Raw genomic sequence first — 20,287 nt, 5'->3', positions numbered from 1 at the left:
AGTGAGTCTGAGAGAAGTTGATATAAAGCAAGATCCATCATGTACATCTAATAGCTTAAGCAACTATCTATGGAGTGATAAGCCTGATGAAAACAAATGGGCAGATTGCGTACATTGTGGTATGTGTTTGGAATCCTGCCCAACATATGAGCTAACAGGCCAGGAACAGCATTCTCCCCGTGGTCGTGTCCATCTTATCAAATCAGTAGCAGAAGGAAAGCTTGAGGTGAACGAGCAATTCATGGATCCTGTTTTTGCTTGTCTTGACTGTCGTGCATGTACCACTGCTTGTCCGGCGAATGTAGATGTCGGAGGATTAATTGAAGAGGCTCGCGGACAAATTCGTCAGGCGATTCCATTGACAGGAGTGAAAGGAAAAGTAAGTAGATTAGTACTTGAAGGAATGTTCCCACATCAAAACAGACTGAATACAGTGGGGAGTTTATTAAAGTTCTATCAGAAGAGCGGATTGCAGAAAGTGGTTCGCAAAATAGGGTTAATGAATATTATGCCACAGCATTTAATTGAGATGGAAGCAATTATGCCCGAAATTAAAGAGCCTGTACGCAAAAAATACAAAAATGAAAAAGTGATCAAAGCATTAGGAAAAACGAAAGCCGAAGTGGCGTTTATGACAGGTTGCGTGATGGACGTTATGTTCAGTGATATTAATCAGTCCACGATTAATGTTTTAACACGAAACGGAAATGATGTGACAATTCCGCAAAACCAAACTTGCTGTGGAGCCTTACATGTTCATGCCGGTGACCGCGAAACTGGAAGAAAGCTGGCGAAACAGAATATCGAAGCGTTTAAGGATGCTGATAAAGTAATCGTTAACGCAGCAGGATGCGGCTGTATGCTTCAGGAATATGCTGAATTGTTTCGGGAAGAGCCTGACTGGCATGATAAAGCTGAAAAATTTTCCGCTAAGGTCGAGGACATCTCTAAATATATTCATGAAACAGGCTATGAAATACCAAAAGCTGAATTGAACACTCGTATCACATATCATGACGCATGCCATTTAGCACATGGTCAAGGAATTCGCCAGGAACCGAGAGACCTTCTTGTTAGTATTCCAGGAGTTGAAATGGTACATATGCCAAACGCTGATCGCTGCTGTGGAAGTGCAGGTATATATAACATCACTAATCCGGAAATGGCCGGTGCCGTGCTAGAAAGCAAAATGCAAAATGTGCCAGGCGATGTTGAGATGATTTCAATGGGTAACCCAGGATGTATGCTTCAGATGGCAATGGGGGTACAGAAATATGGTAGAAATCAAAAAGTCGTCCATACAATTCAGCTTCTGGATTGGGCTTATCAAAAAGAGGATGATCTAAAGGGGGGACAGTAAATGGCACCGAAAAAAATAAAATCGAATGATCGACATATAAAAAATTTAGAGGCTATTGTTGGCGACGCCAATTCAATTCTATTTCACAAAGAGGATCTGCTTGCCTATGATAGCGATGGATTTACGCTTCATAGACACTTACCTAAAGCAGTTGTGTTTCCAAAAGATACTCAGGAAGTAGCTAAACTAGTTAAATATTGTTCCGAAAATAAACTGCCGTTCCTAGCCCGTGGCGCTGGAACTGGATTAAGTGGCGGTGCTATACCTTTAAATGAAGAAGTCATTATCAGTCTGGTAAGGATGAAGAAGCTATTAAGCGTTGATCTCGAAAATAGGCGTGCTGTTGTACAGCCTGGTTTTATCAATCTTAAACTCACGAACTCTATCTCTGATAAAGGATATTATTATGCTCCGGATCCTTCTAGCCAATATTGTTGTACAATTGGCGGAAATGTCGCAGAGAATGCTGGAGGGGCTCACTGTCTTAAGTATGGAGTAACCACGAATCACATCCTAGGGCTGGAAGTAGTACTGCCAAACGGGGAAATTATAGAAATGGGTGAAAATGGAATTCCTGATTCTCCTGGATATGATTTGCTCGGTCTGTTGACAGGTTCTGAAGGAACATTAGGCATTGTAACGAAAATCACTGTTCGTATATTGAAAAACCCGGAAGCGAAACAAACTGTTCTTGCTTACTTTGATAAAGTGGAGGACGGAAGTCAGGCCGTGTCTGATATAATTTCAGCAGGAATCGTACCGGCAGCGCTTGAAATGATGGATAAAACAGCGATTGAGGGAGTGGAGGCGGCTGCTTTTCCAGTAGGTCATCCAAGTGATATTGAGGCTGTCCTACTCATTGAAGTGGATGGAATCTCAGCAGGTATTGAAGAGCAAATCGAACAAATTTTGGAAGTGTGTAAGTACAGGAATGTACTTGAAGTGAAGGTAGCACAGGATGAACTCGAAAGAGGTAGATGGTGGGCCAATCGTAAAACAGGATTTGGTGCCATGGGAGCCATTTCACCGGACTATTTAGTACAGGACGGTGTCATTCCACGAAGCAAATTGCCCGAGGTATTAAACAAAATCAATCGAATCAGCGAAGAATATGGCTTGCGAATCGCTAATATTTTCCACGCGGGTGATGGGAATTTACATCCACTTGTTCTTTTCGATGCCAGAATCCCTGGGGAAAGCGAAAAGGCCCTGGCAGCTGGTAGTGCCTGCTTAAAAGCATGTGCTGATGTTGGGGGGACGATTACAGGTGAACACGGAGTGGGGATTGAAAAAATAGAGGAAATGCGATTCGTCTTTTCTGACGAAGAGATTATTGCACAAACAGATATTCGAGAAGTATTCAATCCTCATAACCTTTTAAATGCAGGGAAATTATTCCCGATGCCGGGACGCTGTGCTGAGATAAAAAGAGATTTAAAAGAAAAAGAAGCAGCTGCTATATCTTAAATATGTTTGTCTAGTAAGGCGCAGTCAATAAAACGGATGAAGCCAATTCATTTCTCGTGCCATCGTTTTTATACACAGATAAAGAAGCGTTGTTTTGTAATAACAAACAAACAGAGCAATTAGGATAATTACATCCTAGAGTGAACAAATTACTTTTTTCCAGAGAAGAATTATTTAAAATAAAATCTTGATTTACAAGGAGGAACTTATAATGACAAAATATATTAAATCAGGGAATCTTCAAGTTGCAACGGAATTATTTGAATTTATTAATTCAGAAGCTCTTCCAGGTAGTGAAGTGGATCGTGATCAGTTTTGGTCTGGTTTAGAAAATTTGGTCAATGAATTAACTCCTAAAAATAAGGAATTATTGGCACATCGTGAAGAGATTCAAAATCAAATAAATGCTTGGTATCGAAAAAATAATAATGATTTTGATTTTGAAGAGTATAAATCATTTTTAAAAGAAATTGGATATCTTGAACCAGAGGTTGAAGACTTCAAGATCACCACTGAAGGGGTGGATGCCGAAGTAGCTAACCAAGCTGGACCGCAACTGGTTGTTCCAGTTAATAATGCTCGTTATGCAATCAATGCCGCCAACGCCCGCTGGGGAAGCCTTTATGACGCACTTTATGGTACAGATGCAATCAGTGAAGAAGATGGTGCACATCGAGAAGGTGGCTACAACCCAGTTCGTGGTGCTAAGGTTATTGAGTTTGGAAGAGAGTTTCTTGACCAAGCAGCTCCATTAAGGGAAGCTTCTCATAAAGATGCTGTAAAATACACAATTGAGTCTGGAAAGCTGAATGTTGCACTCCGGAATGGAGAAACGACAGGACTTGAGGACGAATCGAAATTAACTGGCTATCAAGGACAACCACAAAATCCAAGTGCTGTACTTTTGAAAAATAATGGCCTGCACTTTGAAATTCAATTCAATTTCAGTCATCCAATCGGAAAAACTGACGAGGCTGGCGTTAAAGATATTCTATTAGAAGCAGCAGTAACGACGATTATGGACTGTGAAGATTCAGTAACTGCGGTAGATGCCGAGGATAAAGTTCTAGTTTACCGTAACTGGTTAGGATTAATGAAAGGAGATTTATCTGCTACCTTCATAAAAGGCAATAAATCAATGACAAGAACTCTTAATCCTAATCGCGTTTATTTGACCCCGACGGGAGAAGAATTGTCTTTGTCAGGTCGTTCACTTTTGTTTGTTCGTAATGTAGGTCATTTAATGACGAATAATGCAATCTTAGATCAAAATGGGGAGGAAATCCAAGAGGGAATTTTAGATGCAATCATCACTAGTCTTCTTGGAAAACATACTCTTTTAGGAAACGGCCCATACCAAAACACATCCGAAGGATCCATTTACATCGTTAAACCTAAAATGCATGGATCAGAAGAGGTCGCTTTTGCCAACCATCTATTTGATCAAGTAGAGGAATTGCTCGGTCTAAAACGGAATACTCTAAAAATTGGTGTTATGGATGAGGAGCGCCGCACATCTTTAAACTTAAAAGCTTGCATAAGCGAAGTTAAGGAACGGGTAGTATTCATAAATACCGGATTTTTAGACCGTACTGGTGATGAAATCCATACCTCTATGGAAGCGGGAGCAATGATTCGAAAAAGTGAAATGAAATCATCCACTTGGTTGCAAGCCTATGAAAAATCGAATGTTAATACAGGCCTTGTAAGCGGCTTCCAGGGGCGTGCCCAGATTGGAAAGGGTATGTGGGCTATGCCGGACTTGATGGATGAAATGTTAAAACAAAAGATTGGACATGTAAAAACAGGTGCAACTACGGCGTGGGTTCCATCACCTACTGCAGCTACATTGCATGCACTGCACTACCATCAAGTTGATGTAACGAAGGTCCAAAATGAAAAGATCAGTGAATCTAGAGACTTGAGGGATGACATTTTACAATTCCCAGTTGCGAAACATTCTAATTGGAGCCCGGAGGAAATACAGGAAGAGATTGATAACAATGCTCAAACTATGCTAGGTTATGTTGTTCGCTGGGTGGACCAGGGAGTTGGTTGCTCGAAAGTACCTGATATCAACGACGTGGGACTTATGGAAGATCGTGCAACCTTACGTATATCCAGCCAACACATGGCGAACTGGCTACACCACGGTATCATAACAAAGGAACAAGTGCTAGAGACGCTTCAGCGTATGGCTAAAGTAGTAGACGAACAAAATGCTGGAGACGCTGCATATCGCTCAATGTCTGCGAATTTTGACGATTCGGTGGCATTTCAAGCTGCATGTGACCTGATTTTTGAAGGTTATAATCAGCCAAGTGGCTACACTGAGCCAATATTGCATCGTCGCCGCATTGAAGCAAAAGCAAAGTTTGCTATAAAACAATAAACAACTAGGGGACATTCTATTTTTTACAACGTCACGATTTACAATGTAAAGAGTATATTGCTAATTTAATTGAAGTACTGCAGTTTCAACAACTAACTGCACTTCAGGTGTTCGCTTCTGAAATTAATGAGGAAATGAAAGTGGCAGCGGTTTATGCAATTACAAACTTAATTCAGCCTCAAGAACTGACACATGATTATGTAATACCAAATGCTTTCGACAACCGAGTAGTAGAATCTGTCGCCAATGATGTAGCAGAGGCAGCAATACAGTCTGGTGTTGCGAGAAAAAAACCGAAATAGAAGTCTGAGAGGAGCAATAAAACAATGAAGTTTACTAGGTTTATAGCTAATTCTTCCATTCATACAGGTGTTAAAGAAAAAGGTATAATAAGAGTAATTAAGGGCGATATTTTTGGTGCTTGGGAGTATACAGGCCAAACATTTTCTCAGGGTGAAGTTAAGTCTATTGCACCCCTAGAACCAAATCAAATCATTGGAATCGGTGCAAACTTCGTTTCAAATGTGGAGGATCTTCCGGAACAGTTCCCGGAAATTCCAGTATTCTTCTTTAAGCCAACTTCATCAGTGATTGGACCTGAAGATGAAATTATCATTCCAGAGGGTATCAAGGAAGTAAAGTTTGAATCCGAATTAGCGATTGTCATTGGGAAAGAGGCAAAAAATGTGCCTGAATCCGACGTACTGGATTATGTTTTTGGATACACAGTTGGAAATGACGTAACAGCACCTCAGTTTTTCCACCAGGATGGCCACTGGACAATTGGTAAATCATTTGACACGTTCACTCCATTAGGTCCTGTTATTGAAACCGTACTTGATCCTTTTAATGTAAAGGTCAAAGCAAAACTGAACGATGTTGAAAAACAAAACAGTGCAACTGAACTGATGATTATTCCAATTCGCAAAATGGTTTCCTATCTGACAAAAGTTATGACACTTAAACCGGGAGATGTAATTTTAACAGGTAGTCCTGTTGGAGCAGAGTTGGTCGGCGCAGGCGACGTTATAGAATGTGAAATAAAGGAAATTGGAAATCTTCGAAATACATTTGTTACGGCTAAAGAAGGTGCAAGAGCGTATTAGGTACGGTTAAAAATTTTTAGAGGTTAGTTCCAAATTGCTGGAATCAATTGATTTTAGATCGGAAGCAAGGCAATACTTGCAAGAACTGGAGAATACTACAAATAAGGTTATCCATCTAGTTGTTTATGACCAAGGTGAAGTGGTGTATATTGAAAAGCTGGAAGGAAACGAAATGCTGCGAATGCACTATAAAGTTGGAAAACGAGAACCCATGCATTGTACTTCAGTCGGCAAAGCAATTCTTGCTTATTTGCCATCTAATGTCTTGCTTAACATTCTTGAGCAAAAGGGAATGCCAATGCATACTGACAAAACGATTACGAATAAAGATGATTTCCTTCAAGAATTCATTCAGGTTAGAATTAAAGGCTATCATTGGATTTAGAAGAAAATGAATACGGAATTACTTGTATTGCCGTTCCTATTTTCGATCATTCGGGGAAAGTCATTGCTGCTGGCATCAGATCTGGTCCAACAATGCGTATGACTGAACAGCGAATCGATCTACTACAGTTACAGATGATTCAAATTGGAAAGAAAATTTCAACAAGGCTTGGATTTTAAAGTGGAATTACTTTCCAATATATTTTTAGGATTTTTTTTCAAAGAAAATTTGCCCGATTTATCTTTTTTTCAAAATAATCGGGCAAATTTTGATATTGGTTTTAAAATTTTACCAATAATTTGTATAATTAAAATAGGATTAGTGTTTGTTGTATAACAACTACTTATATAGTTACTAAACGATAGTGTTTTTTCGCAAACTTACAGAAACATTGTTTCTTAATACGAAACAGAAAGGGGAATTGTTGTCTTATAGAGTGTTATCATGCCGATAGAAAGTGTTAAGGGAAATATTATGTAGAGAAGACAGCAGATTTCCTAGCGTATTTCTTTTTGTATATCTCACCTTAGTCGCAATAAACCTTTAGTAACTAAAGGTTTAAAGTACTTTATAGTCCCTTTACCGGACAAGCACTATTATGATTTTATCATTACGCAACCAAGATAAAATCACAAACATCCGGACTTTACAACACGAAAAAATTGAATATTTTAAGTGGATTCAAATTTTTTTCACTTTCTTGTAAATTAGAGCAGAAGAAATGGTAGCATATTTTAATAAAAATATGTAAGCGGTTACTTTTAGGGACTATAAATTGGAGGGTACAATATGACATATACACAAAACTTTACAGTGGTAGGAGATAGCCTCGCTTTATCCGCTATCGTGGCAGTAATTCCAATACTTTATTTCTTCTGGGCATTGGCAGTGAAGAGAATGAAAGGGTATCTGGCAGGGCTCACGACGCTATTAATTGCTTTGATGTTGGCGGTTATTGCATTTGGAATGCCAACACAAATGGCGATTATGTCTGCTACACACGGGGCAGTATACGGGGTTTTGCCTATTGGTTGGATCATTATCAGTTCAGTTTTCCTTTATAAATTAACCGTAAAAACAGGACAATTTGATATTATTCGTAATTCAGTTGTTTCACTTACGGAAGACCGTCGTCTTCAGGCACTTTTGGTAGCGTTCTCATTTGGGGCATTTCTTGAAGGAGCCGCTGGTTTCGGTGCTCCTGTTGCCATTTCTGCTGCACTACTTGTTGGCCTTGGGTTCAATCCTTTATATGCAGCTGGCTTGTGTTTAATTGCCAATACAGCACCGGTTGCATTTGGTGCAATAGGAGCACCAATTATTGCGCTTGAGGGGCCTACCGGAATTTCTGCGATGGAGATTTCAAAAATGGTTGGTCGCCAATTACCGTTTTTATCTGTAGTCATACCATTTTATTTAATCGTGATTATGGCAGGCTTTAAAAAAGCCTTCGAAGTCATGCCTGCAATTTTAGTAACTGGTATTACTTTTGCTGTAACACAATTCTTAAGCTCTAACTTCCTTGGACCAGAACTTCCGGATATTTTATCGGCTCTTGTTTCATTACTTGCTTTAGCAGTTTTCCTTAAATTTTGGAAACCGAAAACCATCTTCCGTTTTTCAGCCGAACAAGAAATGGCTGCAACACTTGCTGTAAATGAACCTTCTGGCCACAAGCCAACTTATACCGGCGGACAAATTTTTAAAGCGTGGTCACCATTCCTGGTTTTAACGGGAGTAATCTCCCTTTGGGGAATTCCAACCATAAAGCAGGCACTAACAGGACACTATGAAGGAACAAATGTTGTTTTATCAACGATTAATTCTATAGGGCATGCATTTTCGTTTATACCCAACGTTCCTTTATTAAATAATAAGATTATAAACGCTGCGGGAGAAGCGATACCTGCCTTTTACAAGCTGGAATTGCTAGGTGCTGCTGGTACAGCGGTTCTGATTGCAGCAATCATTACGAAATATATTGTAAAAATTTCTTGGAAGGGTTGGATAGTTACATTCGGTGAAACACTAAACGAACTTAAATTTCCCATTATCACAATCGCTTCTGTTGTAGGATACGCTTATGTGACAAACTCTTCAGGAATGAGCACATCTATGGGGATGGTATTGGCGAAAACAGGATTTTTATTCCCTTTCTTCTCTCCTATACTAGGCTGGCTAGGAGTGTTCATTACTGGTTCTGATACTTCAGCCAACTTACTATTCGGTAACATGCAAAAAGTTACAGCTACTTCAATAGGCATGGATCCGGTGCTCGCAGTGGCAGCAAACTCTTCAGGCGGAGTTACCGGAAAGATGATTTCGCCTCAATCAATTGCAGTAGCTTGCGCCGCAGTAGGCCTAGCAGGGAAAGAATCAGATTTGTTTCGATTCACTATAAAGCATAGTATTATACTGGTGGTTATTGTTGGAATCATGACATATTTGCAGAATGGGGTGTTATCCTGGATGATTCCTTAAGTAAGATTGCAAAGCAAATATCTTTATTTAGAGTAAATATGAGATCAATATGAGTTGATAAAAATAAGAAAAACACCATTTAAAAGTCGCAAGTTTTGTCAAACGACTTTTAAATGGTGTTTTTTCATTGGAAAAGAAAGATAGCTACATATGAAGTTGATGGCGCACTTATAGAATTAAATCCAAGAAGGATATAAAGTCCCACCTCTTGTTGAACACCATATGATTAATAAAACTAATTTTTATGGGGAATTTATAGTTACTTCTGCCAAAAAGTTGGGGCAATAGAGTTTCGACCTAAAGGTTTATATCCAGTATTCTCCTTTTGGAGGAACTTTTTAAATATACATCTCTGTGATTATTTGGTCTTCTTCAAATTCTCTCACCTGGCGTGTCAGTAATGCTTTTGAAATACCAGGTAACAACAGTTGAATTTCATAAATCATCTTGTTCTTTAGCCATCTTCATCAAAAGTTGGTGGATATATGATATAGAGGTGAAGAGGTGGCATTTCGGCTATTACGGTATTTTATTTTTTCTTGGTTGAACTTTCTTTGGATTAGGGAATGTCTAAAATAGGATACGATTGAAAGTAGAAATCTGTGTGCAGAAAGCGATTGATTGGAACAGAAATGCAACAGCTGCAGGATTAAAGCGTTAATTCATTCCTTCTGGGCTAAACATTACCTCAGTATAAGCCTCTAACGGACTGCACAATTGTGTTGTGAGTGATGTGCTAGCGATTTTCTGACTGAGCCATACGGAAAGGACAATGAGTTTGTTTGCATGATACTTACTAGATCGCTGTACAAAGCCAACTTGTTTGGAAACAGCTTGTAAGACTACTGGAGATAAAAAGTATTGTAGCTCTTGTGTGAAAAGATTCAGTTCATTTGAAATGATAGAATTCATTAAAAAACACCGTCCTTTCTCGTAAACTACTAACGATAAGCATAGCGTTCTTTCTCTTTAAGGGTGTAATTTTAACTTAGCGTGATGGACATGTGACGCTACCCCTAGTGAACTTATTTTCAACCAAAATGCTTGAAGAGCATAAGGAATTTTCGATATCACTAACCGTATATGCTAGGCAAAGCCCAACGAAACCTGATATCATGAAAGTCCTCGAAATATCGATATACTGCTGAGATGCTGTAGACCTAGTGTCGACATGACTATTTTAATTCTAAATAAAATGGGTTGGACACCTAAAAAGATGCCCACCCCATTTTCGCTGACATAAAACCCGTTAGAGAAAGTATTTCTCATTAAATAGTTTTAATTTTTTTCTCGTTCAATCAGTTGTAGCATTCACCATTAGGTCCATAAAACAAAATCATAAGGCCGCCTTCAAGTGTTGATTGTGGCTGGATCGATAAAAATTTAATCCCTTTTTTCTCATAATGACTAATTGTTTGGTTAATATCATCTACAGTAAAAGCAAGATGGTTAACAACCCCACTTTTGTTATACACACCAATAGGATCAATATCTCGAATTAATTCAATTTCCATACTAGGCTGTTTTTCCAGATATAAAAATCCCCTAAGACGAACCTTAAATCCAAACATATCTGAATAGTATTGAATACTATGATCCATATCGGTACAATGATGGCTATGTGTTCCATTTTACTTATCATTTATATTCTTCCTCTCGCCATAAATAATACGGATTTAGAACCAAATATACTGTGCGAATGTCAGGATTTAATTATGTTACTTGGTCTCGTTTCATCGAGGTTTGGTGCAACGATCTTACCGCTCTCGTTATTATCCCTCCATTCATTGGGAGGATTGAGAGTCATTCAGCTAAAGGATCAGACCTTAATATCTGAACCCAAAGTAATTTGGAGAAAGAATAGTTATTTATCAAAAGCAGCAAAAGAATTTTCAAAACTTTTTTAGACACCAAAATATTTACTCAAAAGTAAAAGACTTCAACGTTGAAAAATGGCAAAAAAAAATGAAACAGGTATTAGTTTTGACTGTGGTAAAGTAGATCTTTAAATGAAAAATAAAATATATTCATGGTTTTATAACCTCATTTCGATTCGTTACGGGGAACCGTATCATAAGTAAATGAGGTTCTTAAATAATCTATATTAAATGAATATCCGCCCACTTTATAGGCTTCTAAAAATTCTTACTTATGCTCAGGATGAAAAAGTTACACTAAACTTAAAAATACTCCCCTTTAAATGAGACAGATTTATTTTCTATCCAGGCTGCTGGAGGTTTCTCCAGGACTAATAAACCCACAGCATCCATCACGATAGAAAAATTTATCAAGAACCAGTCACCACAAAAAATTTTCATCATATATAGGTGATATCCGTTCGGATTTGATGAGGAGGATATCATGCAACCTATGTTACCTATGGAAAAATATTTTGGGCAGTTTGAACTGGTGCATGCTTTTTATGGGGCTATGCCTACAGGTGTCAGCGTTTCCGAAACCGGTCGTATTTTTGTATGCTTTCCGAAATGGGGAGACGACGTTCAATTTACTGTGGCGGAAATTGTTGAGGGTGAATTGCATCCTTATCCCAGTGTAGAAACCAATTTGGTTAATACTGGGAATATTAAGATGTCTTTCGTCAGTGTCCAAAGTATCGTTGCTGATGGAAGAGGAACGCTTTGGGTACTAGATACAGGGGCACCAAATTTTTCTGAACCTATTCAAGGGGGAGCAAAATTAGTTGCTGTTGATTTAAGCACGAATACAATAAGGAGAGTATATACCTTTACAGAAGATGTTGTCTTGCCAACAGCTTATCTGAATGATGTCCGTTTGGATTTTCGGGTTGGAAGAGCAGGCTATGCATATATAACGGATTCTTCTTCCAGAGGGCCAGGGGCTATTATCGTCGTAGATTTAGAAAATGGGAACGCGTTTAGACGGTTAAATGGGGCAATATCAACTTCACCTGATCCCTATTTTTTACCGAAAGTAGAAGGTGAAATTTTGATGAATCGAAACCCGGACGGCTCGACTTTCCCATTTAGATTGGCTTCCGATAGTTTAGCGATTTCTCCTGATGGAAAGGTTTTATTTTATGCTCCGCTAACCAGCCGTCAGCTGTTCTCGATCTCAACAGAAGCCCTAAGAGACAGAAGGATACAGGACCTGAATTTATCCCAATATGTGCAGTATTTGGGGGAAAAAGGTGGGTCTGATGGAATGATCACCAGCGCAAAAGGAATCGTTTATGCGGGAGACTATGAAAACAATAGTATCCGGAAGATATTGCCGAATGGCGCAATGGAAACCATCGCACATGACCCGAGAATTTTATGGCCGGATACTTTTTCGATTGGTCCCGATCAATACTTATATGTCATTGTGAATCAATTACATCGGCAGGCAAGATTTCATTATGGAAGAGACCTGCGGGAAAAACCATATAGTTTACTTCGTATGAGAATCGATGAATTCCCTGCCCCTACCTTTTCATAGTAATCGTAAACGAAGGTAGCTATCCCCCATCAGGGAGCTGCCTTTTTTGTCAGATATTCCCGCAACTGTCCTATGATAAAGAAGTGACTTAACTCAAATTGAAAAGCCTGCTTCATCTTAGATTTAAAAGTATAAATAAAGCACCATAGGCACGAAGCTACATAAGTATCAACTTCCGGTAAGAGGAAAAATTTTGAACAAAACTAGGATCCATGTTTGGTGATTAAAGATTGATCGGGAACCACCCTTTTGTTTCCTACGCGGGTGGTTTTCTTTGCTGAGAAAGAGATATGAGATTGCCTGGAAACAATCCCTTTCCCAGGATCATCTACATTACCTTTATAAGAACTAGCTATAATATACCCCTAAAAAAAGCAATGTATCTCAAATTTGAGAAATTCATTGCTTTTTTCCATTTGCCCGAACCCCTGTGTGATCTGTCTGTTCTCACATCTATGAGTAGACTTTATTGTTGGGGAAGGTTTAGGGCTGTATTTGCTGTATTTAAATCAACTTGTAATTGTTCACTTAAATCATGTGGATGATAGTAACCTTTTGAAATCATATAGTTACTTATCTCTCCATGTCTTTCTACAGCGACACGAAGCTGTTCTCTTAAGGCTGCTTTCAATTCAGGTGTTTTTGTTTCTGTAATGGCAAAAGCAAGATTTCTAATTCCTGATTTTGCGGATATTAAGAAGTCCGTTGCAATCACCTGATCAGTCATGCCACCCATACCCGCCATATTTTGCAAAAAATTTGTCATTACCGTTCCCCTCGATTCATCAGAATTTCCTGCAGTGTTTGAATATCTTGTGTCCCAGCCCTCATGTCTTTTAATAGAATATTTTGTAGTTCTGTATCCTGCACTAAACTGCTCATTGTAGAGGACTTTGTTAGACAAAGACTCTTGAAAGTTAAAATTTCGTGCGCCTCTAAAGTCTCATGCAGTCCTAAATTTTTCGTCATGATTTTTCACTCCATTTCTTTGAGAATTCACTTCAATATCTTTCGTAATACAAAAGTTTTTATACATCATCATTTGCAAAGGTAGCGTATATTTTGCGAAAAAAACTACCTATCGGTCAATATTCCGTATAACAAACAGATGAACTGGGAAAGGTATTTTTGTTATATAGATTAGGGAGGTTAACGTATGGAAAATGAAAGCTTGGCATTTCATGAAACCATGGAAACGCATGAAATTTTAAATTTTAAAACAATAGGTTTGATGAGATCTAAATTAATGCAAGGAATTTGCTTTGACAATGACTTAAAAGCATTAATGGAAAAAGACGTACAACAATCTATAGCTGCTATAAACGAGCTAAAGGGTTTTTATAAAGAAGCCCGAACAAACTATGAAAAATGAGGTGAAATTTAAATGGAAATGGATTTTTTAGATCCTCAAGGCGCTGAACATATGCCGGAAATGGCTGATTCCTCTTTCGCGTTAGATTTTCTACTCTCTATCAAAAGTGGGATTCATACTTATGGTATTGCATTATCTGAAACAGCGAATCCTGCATTGAGAAAAGCGTTGTACCAGCAAATGGAGCAATCTATTGACTTACATGGTGAGTTATCCGATTTAATGATCAGGAAGGGCTGGCTTTATCCGAACGATGTAGGTAAACAGGTGGAATTAGATTTGAAATCAGCCGATATGGCGGTTAGTATCGCTGGAATGAATCTTTTCCCGAATGATACTGACAGACTCGGCATGTTCGCAACGCCGAATAAATAAAGGAGGAAAAGCATCATGAAAGCCGTAACTTACCAGGGCAATAAAAATGTACAGGTTAAAGAAGTTAAAGACCCTAACATCAAAAATTCGGATGATATTATTGTAAAAATCACTACTTCAGCGATTTGCGGCTCCGATTTGCACTTAATTCATCAATTAATTCCCAATATGCCTACAGATTATGTCATTGGTCATGAGCCGATGGGGGTTGTTGAGGAAGTTGGACCAGGGGTAACTAAGGTAAAGAAGGGAGACCGGGTCATTATCCCCTTTAACGTTAGTTGCGGGAGCTGCTGGTATTGCGACCACGACCTTACAAGTCAGTGCGATAATTCAAATCCTCATGGGGAAATGGGTGGTTTTTTTGGATACTCAGAAACAACTGGTGGGTATGCCGGCGGGCAAGCTGAATATATGCGTGTTCCTTATGGAAACTTTACCCCTTTCAAAATCCCAGAAGACTGCGAGGTAGAAGATGAAAAATTGGTGTTGCTCGCTGATGCAGCATCCACAGCATTCTGGAGTGTAGATCACGCAGGTGTCAAATCTGGCGATACGGTTATCGTTTTAGGCTGTGGTCCTGTAGGTCTACTCACTCAAAAATTCGCTTGGTTTAAAGGGGCGAAAAGGGTGATTGCTGTCGACCATCTTGATTATCGTTTAGAGCATGCAAAAAGGACGAATAAAGTCGAAACCGTAAATTTTGCACAATATGAAAACACTGGCGAATACCTTAAAGAAATCACTAAAGGTGGTGCAGATATCGTTATTGACTGTTCCGGGATGAGTGGCAAAATGACCCCGATGGAATATCTTGTATCGGGTCTTAAATTACATGGGGGAGCCATGGGAGGGATTGTAATTGCGTCCCAAGCCGTTCGTAAGGCGGGAACCATACAAATAACAGGCGTTTATGGCGGCCGTTATAATGGATTCCCCCTAGGAGATATTTTCCAAAGAAACGTGGATATTAAAACCGGACAGGCTCCTGTTATTCCTTATATGCCCTACCTTTATAAACTAATATCAGAAGGAAAAGTAGATCCTGGCGATGTTGTAACCCATGTACTTCCAATTGACCAAGCAAAGCATGGGTATGAAGTGTTTGATACAAGGACAGATGGATGTATTAAAGTGGTCCTTAAGCCATAAAGATGGTTGTTTTCATTTGGAAAAATAGATTTGAAGGTATCAAACCCTTTTTTAACTTTTGGAAGTGATTTTTACTTCTGGATGAAATACGCATAGAAGAAGATTTAAGAAAAGTGAACACCCCTGTCTTGAGAGCTACATTTACCTTATTCAAATTAAGCACCAGAAAAGACGATTTTGCCCACGTTAAGGGAAAATCGTTTTTTTTTGTGCTCTAAGCTATCTTTTTTTGAAAGAGGTTTTTTCATTAAGTAAAACCCGCGACCTAAAAAAATTAAAGGGGCAATTTAGTTATTGGGTTTTTGTTATTTTTTACTTTTTTCGTTTGGATTTATTGCATATACTATTTCTTTTCTTTGGAGATCAAAATCAGAAAAGGTTATAGCATTAAGTGGATTCACTCAGCGAATCATTCAGCATATAGTCTTTCATGGTAAAATCCCTATCAATTGTGATAGGGATTTTAGTTTGTTACTTTGATTTAGCAAATGTTTTTTTTTTTAATTCAATCGATCCATCCATCATCTTTCAAAACAAGAGAAGCATCAAAAGGCTTCTTTTCTTTTGTCTTCGGTTTCATCCCTTTGATCTACTTGTTTACTTCTTGGTGCATAAATCTTTCACATGTTTTTCTATCCCTTTTTTTCCAAGCATTTGAGATGGGAATGTCTGTTTAAACCCACTTGAATATTCCGGAAATTTGATCAAAGCGATTACGATGACTGATATCCGAAGAAGATTATCCTCAATAGCTTCCAAGTATTATCTTTTTGTCCTCTCCAATAAACGATCTATGGAATCCTGTATGTGGCTGGAGATCGCAATCTCGGCTCTGTATACATCCCTTGTCCGGATGGCCTCAATGATTTCCATGTGTTCCGATGGTGCGTCTTTTTGGTCGATCTCACCTTTGACGTGATAAAACCGGCCTATATGAAGATGACAGTGCATGCCTTTATATGCTTCAAATAAAAACGGGTTTCCTCCAGCGTTCATGATGGCATGATGAAATTGTTGATCTAAATGAGTAAAATCTAGTATTTTTTTGTTGGAAGCACCTGTGTTTGTGGAAAACATTTCATCTGTAAGCGCGGCCATTTCTTCCGTCACGCTTATATTATTTAAGCGGATAATATTCCGGACCGCATGCGTCTCCAGTAATATCCGGGCCTCCAACAATTTCGCCATATTTTCAGTATCTAATATGTCACTGACCCGATACCCCTTATTTGGTTCTAAGATGACTAAGTTCTCAGAGTTCAAACGAGATAATGCTTCTCTGAGAGGTATGGCGCTAATGTTGATTTCCCGGGTTAAATGGCTGATATTGATTTTTTGTCCCGGCGATAAATCCCATTCAAAAATCTTTTCTTTTAATAAATTGTAGACATATTCCGTAGTCTCCCCGCGTTCTTTTTCCTTTATCATCGAAATGCCCCTAACTTAAAAAAATTTCTATGAGAAAAAGTGTTGTAACAAATTAAATTATAACTGAAGCAGCCCCTATCAATAAGATAAAGTGAATCCATATTGATATCAAGAATAGACAGTTTGGAAGGAGACCGCATAATCTGCTGAAAAGCTGCAAAAATATATCTTCCTTACTGATAATTATATATGATATTTGATATAAATTGGAGGAATTATATATAAAATCTTTAAAATAATTATGAAATATTTAATATAAATATATTGTCTACTGTTAAATATGCTGTATTAACGATGTTTTTAACTGATAGACTGAATCTTTTTAATTTTAATTATTTACATAATTGTATATTATGTGATATATTTTTGGAAACGATTACATATGATTTTGGGAATGGGATTCTATAAGATAAAAAGTTTGCTAAAGAGCCATTGATAGGCAGACAAAATCATAAGTTTGGAACGAAAGTGCTTTATATTAAGCTTTTCCTGATTGGATTTGTTCCATCTATTAGCAGAAATAACTGTGAAGTGAAAAAATGTGATCGTTATTTTTCAAAGGAGGAATCTTCAATGAGCACATCGCTAAGTAGAAAAAATGCATTTTATGGCCATTTCATAAATGGGCAATGGATATCCGATCAACATACTATCGCTGTTATGAACAAATATAACAAAGAAGAAATTGGCCGGATTGGCAGGGCATCCCGCGAAATTGTTTCTGAAGCGGTGACCAATGCATTGGAAACCTTTAATACGAGAAAGCTAGATTCCAATCAACGATACGAGATTCTAATGCGTGCAGCGGATATCGCTAAAGAGAGAAAAGAAGAGCTGGCGATGATTCTGGTTCAGGAAGTCGGTAAAGTATTGAAGGATGCCAGAGGGGAAATCGATAGAGGGATCCAAACGATGATAGCTTCAGCGGAAGAAGCAAAACGGATTGCCGGTACAGGCGTTCCTTTGGGGCAGTCTGGAAACGACAATAAGATGGCTTTCACCATCAGGGTTCCTGTTGGAGTTATCGGTGCGATCACCCCATTTAACTTCCCGTTCAATCTCACCATCCACAAGGTGGCTCCTGCGTTGGCAGCGGGTAATACAATCGTGTTGAAGCCTGCTGAAATGACGCCGCTCATTGCATGCAAGATCGCAGAAATTTTTTCCGAAGCTGGATTGCCTGCAGGTTTTCTGAATGTGGTAAACGGGGTTGGGCAGGAAACAGGTCAATACCTTTTGGAGGATGAACGAATTGCGATGTTCACTTTTACAGGGAGTCCCGGCGTAGGCCGGCACATTAAGAGCAGTACGGGAATTCGTAAGGTTACCTTGGAATTAGGGAATAACTCCCCAAATATCATTCACAAGGATGTCCCTGATTTAGACAGAGCAGTTGAGCTCTGTGTCACGCGGGGGTATGTGAATGCAGGGCAAGCCTGCATCTCTGTGCAGCGCATCTACGTTCATAGAGATATCTGCGATGTGTTTGTGGAGAAGGCAGTCATGGTGGCACAGCGCTTGAAGGTCGGAAATCCTGCAGATCCTTCCACGGACATTGGTCCTATGATTTCCGAGAAGGAAGCAAGGCGTGCGGAAGAATGGATTCAGGAGGCTGGGCGTCTAGGGGCCAAAGTGCTATATGGAGGGAAAAGGAGGGAATCGATTCTGGAACCTACTATATTAATAGATGTGAAACCGGAAATGAAGGTAGTCTGCCAGGAAGTGTTCGCACCGGTGATCAGCATCATTCCTTTCGATAGCATCGAGGAGGCTTTCTGTCAGGCCAATGATACAAAGTTCGGCTTACAAGTTGGTTTATTTACATCCGATATCACTTTAGCCATGCGGGCAACACTGGAACTTCATTTTGGCGGTGTGATCATCAATGATGTTTCTACATACCGTGCTGACATCATGCCGTATGGCGGCGTGAAGGACAGCGGAATTGGCAAAGAAGGACCGCATTATGCCGTGCAAGAGATGACAGACGAAAAACTTGTCGTCATCAATCTTTAGACTTGGGAGGTAAGGAATATGAGAAATACATGGGATTTTTATTCTACCGAAAGAATCGTATTTGGAAACGGGGCAATCGGGCAATTGGATGTGATCCTCCAAAGGTTAAAGGCGAAAAACATCTTGCTCGTTACTGACCCAGGGATCAAAAATGCAGGAATCGTAGACAGAATTTCATCGTTGTTGGAACAAGCAAATTACGAAACAGTTATCTATGACCAGGTCGTACCGGAGCCTCCGGTAGATTCGGCGATGGACTGTTATAAGTTTGCTAAATCTCAAATGGATATTGATGCAGTAATTGGCCTTGGCGGAGGAAGCAGCATTGATATGGCGAAGATTGTCGCTTTGTTGGTCGCCCATGGCGGACACCCCTTGGACTATTATGGCGGAGAAAACCAGGTTCCTGGACCAATCGCCCCTCTTGTAGCGATTCCGACGACGGCTGGAACCGGTTCAGAAGTGACATCAGTGGCGGTATTGACCGATGTGGAAAATAACCTAAAAGTTGGTATCTCGGATAACTACCTAAGACCAACCGTTGCTCTGCTTGATCCAGAATTAACGTTAGGGCTACCCGCTTATGTAACAGCTTGTTCCGGAATTGATGCTCTGTCACATGCGATAGAGGCATACACAGCCAAACCTTCTGCATATATCCAGGCAGAAGGAAACATTTTATTCCAAGGTTCAATCCCCATAAGCGATACACTCGCCTACAGAGCTATTGAATTGATTGCAAAAAACCTGCCTCTTGCGGTGCAGCAAGGGAGCAATCTCGAGGCACGTTCCAATATGCTAATGGGTAGCCTGCTTGCTGGAATGTCCTTTTCAAATGCAGGTACAGCAGCAGCCCATGCATTGGCTTACCCAATTGGAGGGCTTGTGAAGTCGCCGCATGGAGAGGTGACCGGGCTCTTGCTTCCATATGTCATGGAATATAATGCAGCTGTAGAAACAGAAAAAATGGTGAGGATTTCCCAGGCATTCAATGTGAACTCGGATGGCCTCTCCGAAAAGGAAGCCGCTTTGGCTGCTTCAAAAGCTGTGCTTACCCTGCTTGGGGAAATTGGACTGCCTACAAAGCTGACGGAGATTGGGATCAAAGAAGAGGATATTCCCGAAATTGCTGAGAAAACCCTCCAAATCGATCGCCTGATTCGGAATAACCCAAGAATGCCAACCCAGCACAGTTTAGAAGAATTACTTAGAAAAGCTTTATAGATTGCTTTTAAAGGAACGGTGTCCCTGGAAGGTTAAGCATCATAACGATTCATGATGGATCTGCAGACCG

Annotated in this window: 17 protein-coding genes and 3 pseudogenes; 14 read left to right on the top strand and 6 right to left on the bottom strand. The window is 39.5% G+C overall.

Features of this window, described 5'->3' with window-relative positions:
- Position 1 precedes the first annotated feature (1 nt).
- From MHB45_RS12230 to MHB45_RS12200, 7 genes and pseudogenes are all read left to right on the top strand, one after another.
- Positions 2 to 1,360, top strand: coding sequence for a (Fe-S)-binding protein (locus MHB45_RS12230; RefSeq protein WP_202187379.1), 1,359 nt, complete (start codon positions 2 to 4; stop codon positions 1,358 to 1,360).
- Positions 1,361 to 2,827 (top strand): FAD-linked oxidase C-terminal domain-containing protein, encoded by a 1,467-nt coding sequence (locus tag MHB45_RS12225; RefSeq protein ID WP_063593835.1) that lies wholly within the window; start codon positions 1,361 to 1,363, stop codon positions 2,825 to 2,827.
- Positions 2,828 to 3,038: 211 nt separating this feature from the next.
- Positions 3,039 to 5,219, top strand: a complete 2,181-nt coding sequence (locus MHB45_RS12220) for a malate synthase G (protein WP_202187380.1) — start codon at positions 3,039 to 3,041, stop codon at positions 5,217 to 5,219.
- A 98-nt stretch (positions 5,220 to 5,317) separates the two neighbouring features.
- A pseudogene (locus tag MHB45_RS12215) lies at positions 5,318 to 5,521 on the top strand (NAD-dependent malic enzyme); the annotation flags it as partial.
- Between the two features lie 24 nt (positions 5,522 to 5,545).
- Positions 5,546 to 6,325: a fumarylacetoacetate hydrolase family protein gene (locus MHB45_RS12210; protein ID WP_072273135.1), complete on the top strand. Its 780-nt coding sequence runs from the start codon at positions 5,546 to 5,548 to the stop codon at positions 6,323 to 6,325.
- 10 nt (positions 6,326 to 6,335) lie between these two features.
- Positions 6,336 to 6,889: pseudogene (locus MHB45_RS12205) on the top strand (IclR family transcriptional regulator); the annotation flags it as partial.
- A gap of 610 nt (positions 6,890 to 7,499) precedes the next feature.
- Positions 7,500 to 9,191, top strand: coding sequence for an L-lactate permease (locus tag MHB45_RS12200; RefSeq protein ID WP_048679944.1), 1,692 nt, complete (start codon positions 7,500 to 7,502; stop codon positions 9,189 to 9,191).
- Positions 9,192 to 9,529: 338 nt separating this feature from the next.
- Here the strand turns inward: MHB45_RS12200 and MHB45_RS28310 are convergent, their stop codons facing one another.
- From MHB45_RS28310 to MHB45_RS12190, 3 genes and pseudogenes are all read right to left on the bottom strand, one after another.
- The gene (locus tag MHB45_RS28310; protein WP_350494568.1) at positions 9,530 to 9,637 is read right to left on the bottom strand and encodes a hypothetical protein; all 108 of its coding nucleotides are present in this window, start codon (positions 9,635 to 9,637) and stop codon (positions 9,530 to 9,532) included.
- Between the two features lie 133 nt (positions 9,638 to 9,770).
- A pseudogene (locus MHB45_RS12195) lies at positions 9,771 to 10,103 on the bottom strand (IS4 family transposase); the annotation flags it as partial.
- A 386-nt stretch (positions 10,104 to 10,489) separates the two neighbouring features.
- On the bottom strand, positions 10,490 to 10,762 hold the full coding sequence (locus MHB45_RS12190) for a VOC family protein (RefSeq protein WP_235443572.1): 273 nt from the start codon (positions 10,760 to 10,762) through the stop codon (positions 10,490 to 10,492).
- A 21-nt stretch (positions 10,763 to 10,783) separates the two neighbouring features.
- Between MHB45_RS12190 and MHB45_RS28305 the strand changes: the two genes are divergently transcribed.
- Together MHB45_RS28305 and MHB45_RS12185 are read left to right on the top strand one after the other, a co-directional pair.
- A complete protein-coding gene (locus tag MHB45_RS28305; protein WP_375792913.1) occupies positions 10,784 to 11,098 on the top strand; it encodes a LysR substrate-binding domain-containing protein in 315 nt (104 codons plus the stop codon).
- Between the two features lie 454 nt (positions 11,099 to 11,552).
- Entirely contained in the window at positions 11,553 to 12,650 is a 1,098-nt protein-coding gene (locus MHB45_RS12185; RefSeq protein ID WP_235443510.1) for a major royal jelly family protein, read from the top strand.
- 466 nt (positions 12,651 to 13,116) lie between these two features.
- Here MHB45_RS12185 and MHB45_RS12180 read toward each other — a convergent pair whose 3' ends face one another.
- Both MHB45_RS12180 and MHB45_RS12175 read right to left on the bottom strand, forming a co-directional pair.
- Positions 13,117 to 13,416 carry a spore coat protein gene (locus tag MHB45_RS12180; protein ID WP_048682429.1) on the bottom strand — a complete coding sequence of 100 codons (300 nt, stop codon included), beginning with the start codon at positions 13,414 to 13,416 and terminating at the stop codon, positions 13,117 to 13,119.
- The gene (locus MHB45_RS12175) at positions 13,416 to 13,619 is read right to left on the bottom strand and encodes a hypothetical protein (RefSeq protein WP_048682434.1); all 204 of its coding nucleotides are present in this window, start codon (positions 13,617 to 13,619) and stop codon (positions 13,416 to 13,418) included. Before MHB45_RS12175 ends, MHB45_RS12180 begins: the two co-directional genes overlap by 1 nt.
- Before the next feature lie 187 nt (positions 13,620 to 13,806).
- Here MHB45_RS12175 and MHB45_RS12170 point away from each other — a divergent pair, with 187 nt between their 5' ends.
- From MHB45_RS12170 to MHB45_RS12160, 3 genes are read left to right on the top strand one after another with little or no spacing between them, the layout of a single operon-like run.
- Complete coding sequence (locus MHB45_RS12170; protein WP_048682438.1) at positions 13,807 to 14,022, top strand: hypothetical protein; 216 nt, start codon at positions 13,807 to 13,809, stop codon at positions 14,020 to 14,022.
- Between the two features lie 12 nt (positions 14,023 to 14,034).
- Positions 14,035 to 14,397 (top strand): spore coat protein, encoded by a 363-nt coding sequence (locus tag MHB45_RS12165; RefSeq protein WP_048682441.1) that lies wholly within the window; start codon positions 14,035 to 14,037, stop codon positions 14,395 to 14,397.
- A gap of 15 nt (positions 14,398 to 14,412) precedes the next feature.
- The gene (locus MHB45_RS12160) at positions 14,413 to 15,549 is read left to right on the top strand and encodes a zinc-dependent alcohol dehydrogenase (protein ID WP_340907890.1); all 1,137 of its coding nucleotides are present in this window, start codon (positions 14,413 to 14,415) and stop codon (positions 15,547 to 15,549) included.
- A gap of 762 nt (positions 15,550 to 16,311) precedes the next feature.
- Here MHB45_RS12160 and MHB45_RS12155 read toward each other — a convergent pair.
- The gene (locus tag MHB45_RS12155) at positions 16,312 to 16,977 is read right to left on the bottom strand and encodes a GntR family transcriptional regulator (protein ID WP_048683114.1); all 666 of its coding nucleotides are present in this window, start codon (positions 16,975 to 16,977) and stop codon (positions 16,312 to 16,314) included.
- Positions 16,978 to 17,550: 573 nt separating this feature from the next.
- Here MHB45_RS12155 and MHB45_RS12150 point away from each other — a divergent pair.
- Together MHB45_RS12150 and MHB45_RS12145 are read left to right on the top strand one after the other, a co-directional pair.
- On the top strand, positions 17,551 to 18,993 hold the full coding sequence (locus MHB45_RS12150; RefSeq protein ID WP_048683109.1) for an aldehyde dehydrogenase family protein: 1,443 nt from the start codon (positions 17,551 to 17,553) through the stop codon (positions 18,991 to 18,993).
- Between the two features lie 18 nt (positions 18,994 to 19,011).
- The gene (locus tag MHB45_RS12145; RefSeq protein WP_072273128.1) at positions 19,012 to 20,217 is read left to right on the top strand and encodes a hydroxyacid-oxoacid transhydrogenase; all 1,206 of its coding nucleotides are present in this window, start codon (positions 19,012 to 19,014) and stop codon (positions 20,215 to 20,217) included.
- The last annotated feature ends 70 nt before the right edge of the window (positions 20,218 to 20,287 follow it).

It is taken from the genome of Peribacillus sp. FSL K6-5616, from assembly GCF_038008245.1.
GTDB lineage: Bacteria > Bacillota > Bacilli > Bacillales > DSM-1321 > Peribacillus > Peribacillus frigoritolerans.
This window is presented reverse-complemented; position numbering and strand designations above follow the sequence as displayed.

Bases quoted from the DNA above. Each gene is read 5' to 3' on its own strand.
- MHB45_RS12225 (WP_063593835.1), top strand. From the start codon at position 1,361: ATGGCACCGAAAAAAATAAAATCGAATGATCGACATATAAAAAATTTA.
- MHB45_RS12220 (WP_202187380.1), top strand. From the start codon at position 3,039: ATGACAAAATATATTAAATCAGGGAATCTTCAAGTTGCAACGGAATTA.
- MHB45_RS12210 (WP_072273135.1), top strand. From the start codon at position 5,546: ATGAAGTTTACTAGGTTTATAGCTAATTCTTCCATTCATACAGGTGTT.
- MHB45_RS12200 (WP_048679944.1), top strand. From the start codon at position 7,500: ATGACATATACACAAAACTTTACAGTGGTAGGAGATAGCCTCGCTTTA.
- MHB45_RS28310 (WP_350494568.1), bottom strand. From the start codon at position 9,637: ATGATTTATGAAATTCAACTGTTGTTACCTGGTATTTCAAAAGCATTA.
- MHB45_RS12190 (WP_235443572.1), bottom strand. From the start codon at position 10,762: ATGTTTGGATTTAAGGTTCGTCTTAGGGGATTTTTATATCTGGAAAAA.
- MHB45_RS28305 (WP_375792913.1), top strand. From the start codon at position 10,784: ATGATCCATATCGGTACAATGATGGCTATGTGTTCCATTTTACTTATC.
- MHB45_RS12185 (WP_235443510.1), top strand. From the start codon at position 11,553: ATGCAACCTATGTTACCTATGGAAAAATATTTTGGGCAGTTTGAACTG.
- MHB45_RS12180 (WP_048682429.1), bottom strand. From the start codon at position 13,416: ATGACAAATTTTTTGCAAAATATGGCGGGTATGGGTGGCATGACTGAT.
- MHB45_RS12175 (WP_048682434.1), bottom strand. From the start codon at position 13,619: ATGACGAAAAATTTAGGACTGCATGAGACTTTAGAGGCGCACGAAATT.
- MHB45_RS12170 (WP_048682438.1), top strand. From the start codon at position 13,807: ATGGAAAATGAAAGCTTGGCATTTCATGAAACCATGGAAACGCATGAA.
- MHB45_RS12165 (WP_048682441.1), top strand. From the start codon at position 14,035: ATGGAAATGGATTTTTTAGATCCTCAAGGCGCTGAACATATGCCGGAA.
- MHB45_RS12160 (WP_340907890.1), top strand. From the start codon at position 14,413: ATGAAAGCCGTAACTTACCAGGGCAATAAAAATGTACAGGTTAAAGAA.
- MHB45_RS12155 (WP_048683114.1), bottom strand. From the start codon at position 16,977: ATGATAAAGGAAAAAGAACGCGGGGAGACTACGGAATATGTCTACAAT.
- MHB45_RS12150 (WP_048683109.1), top strand. From the start codon at position 17,551: ATGAGCACATCGCTAAGTAGAAAAAATGCATTTTATGGCCATTTCATA.
- MHB45_RS12145 (WP_072273128.1), top strand. From the start codon at position 19,012: ATGAGAAATACATGGGATTTTTATTCTACCGAAAGAATCGTATTTGGA.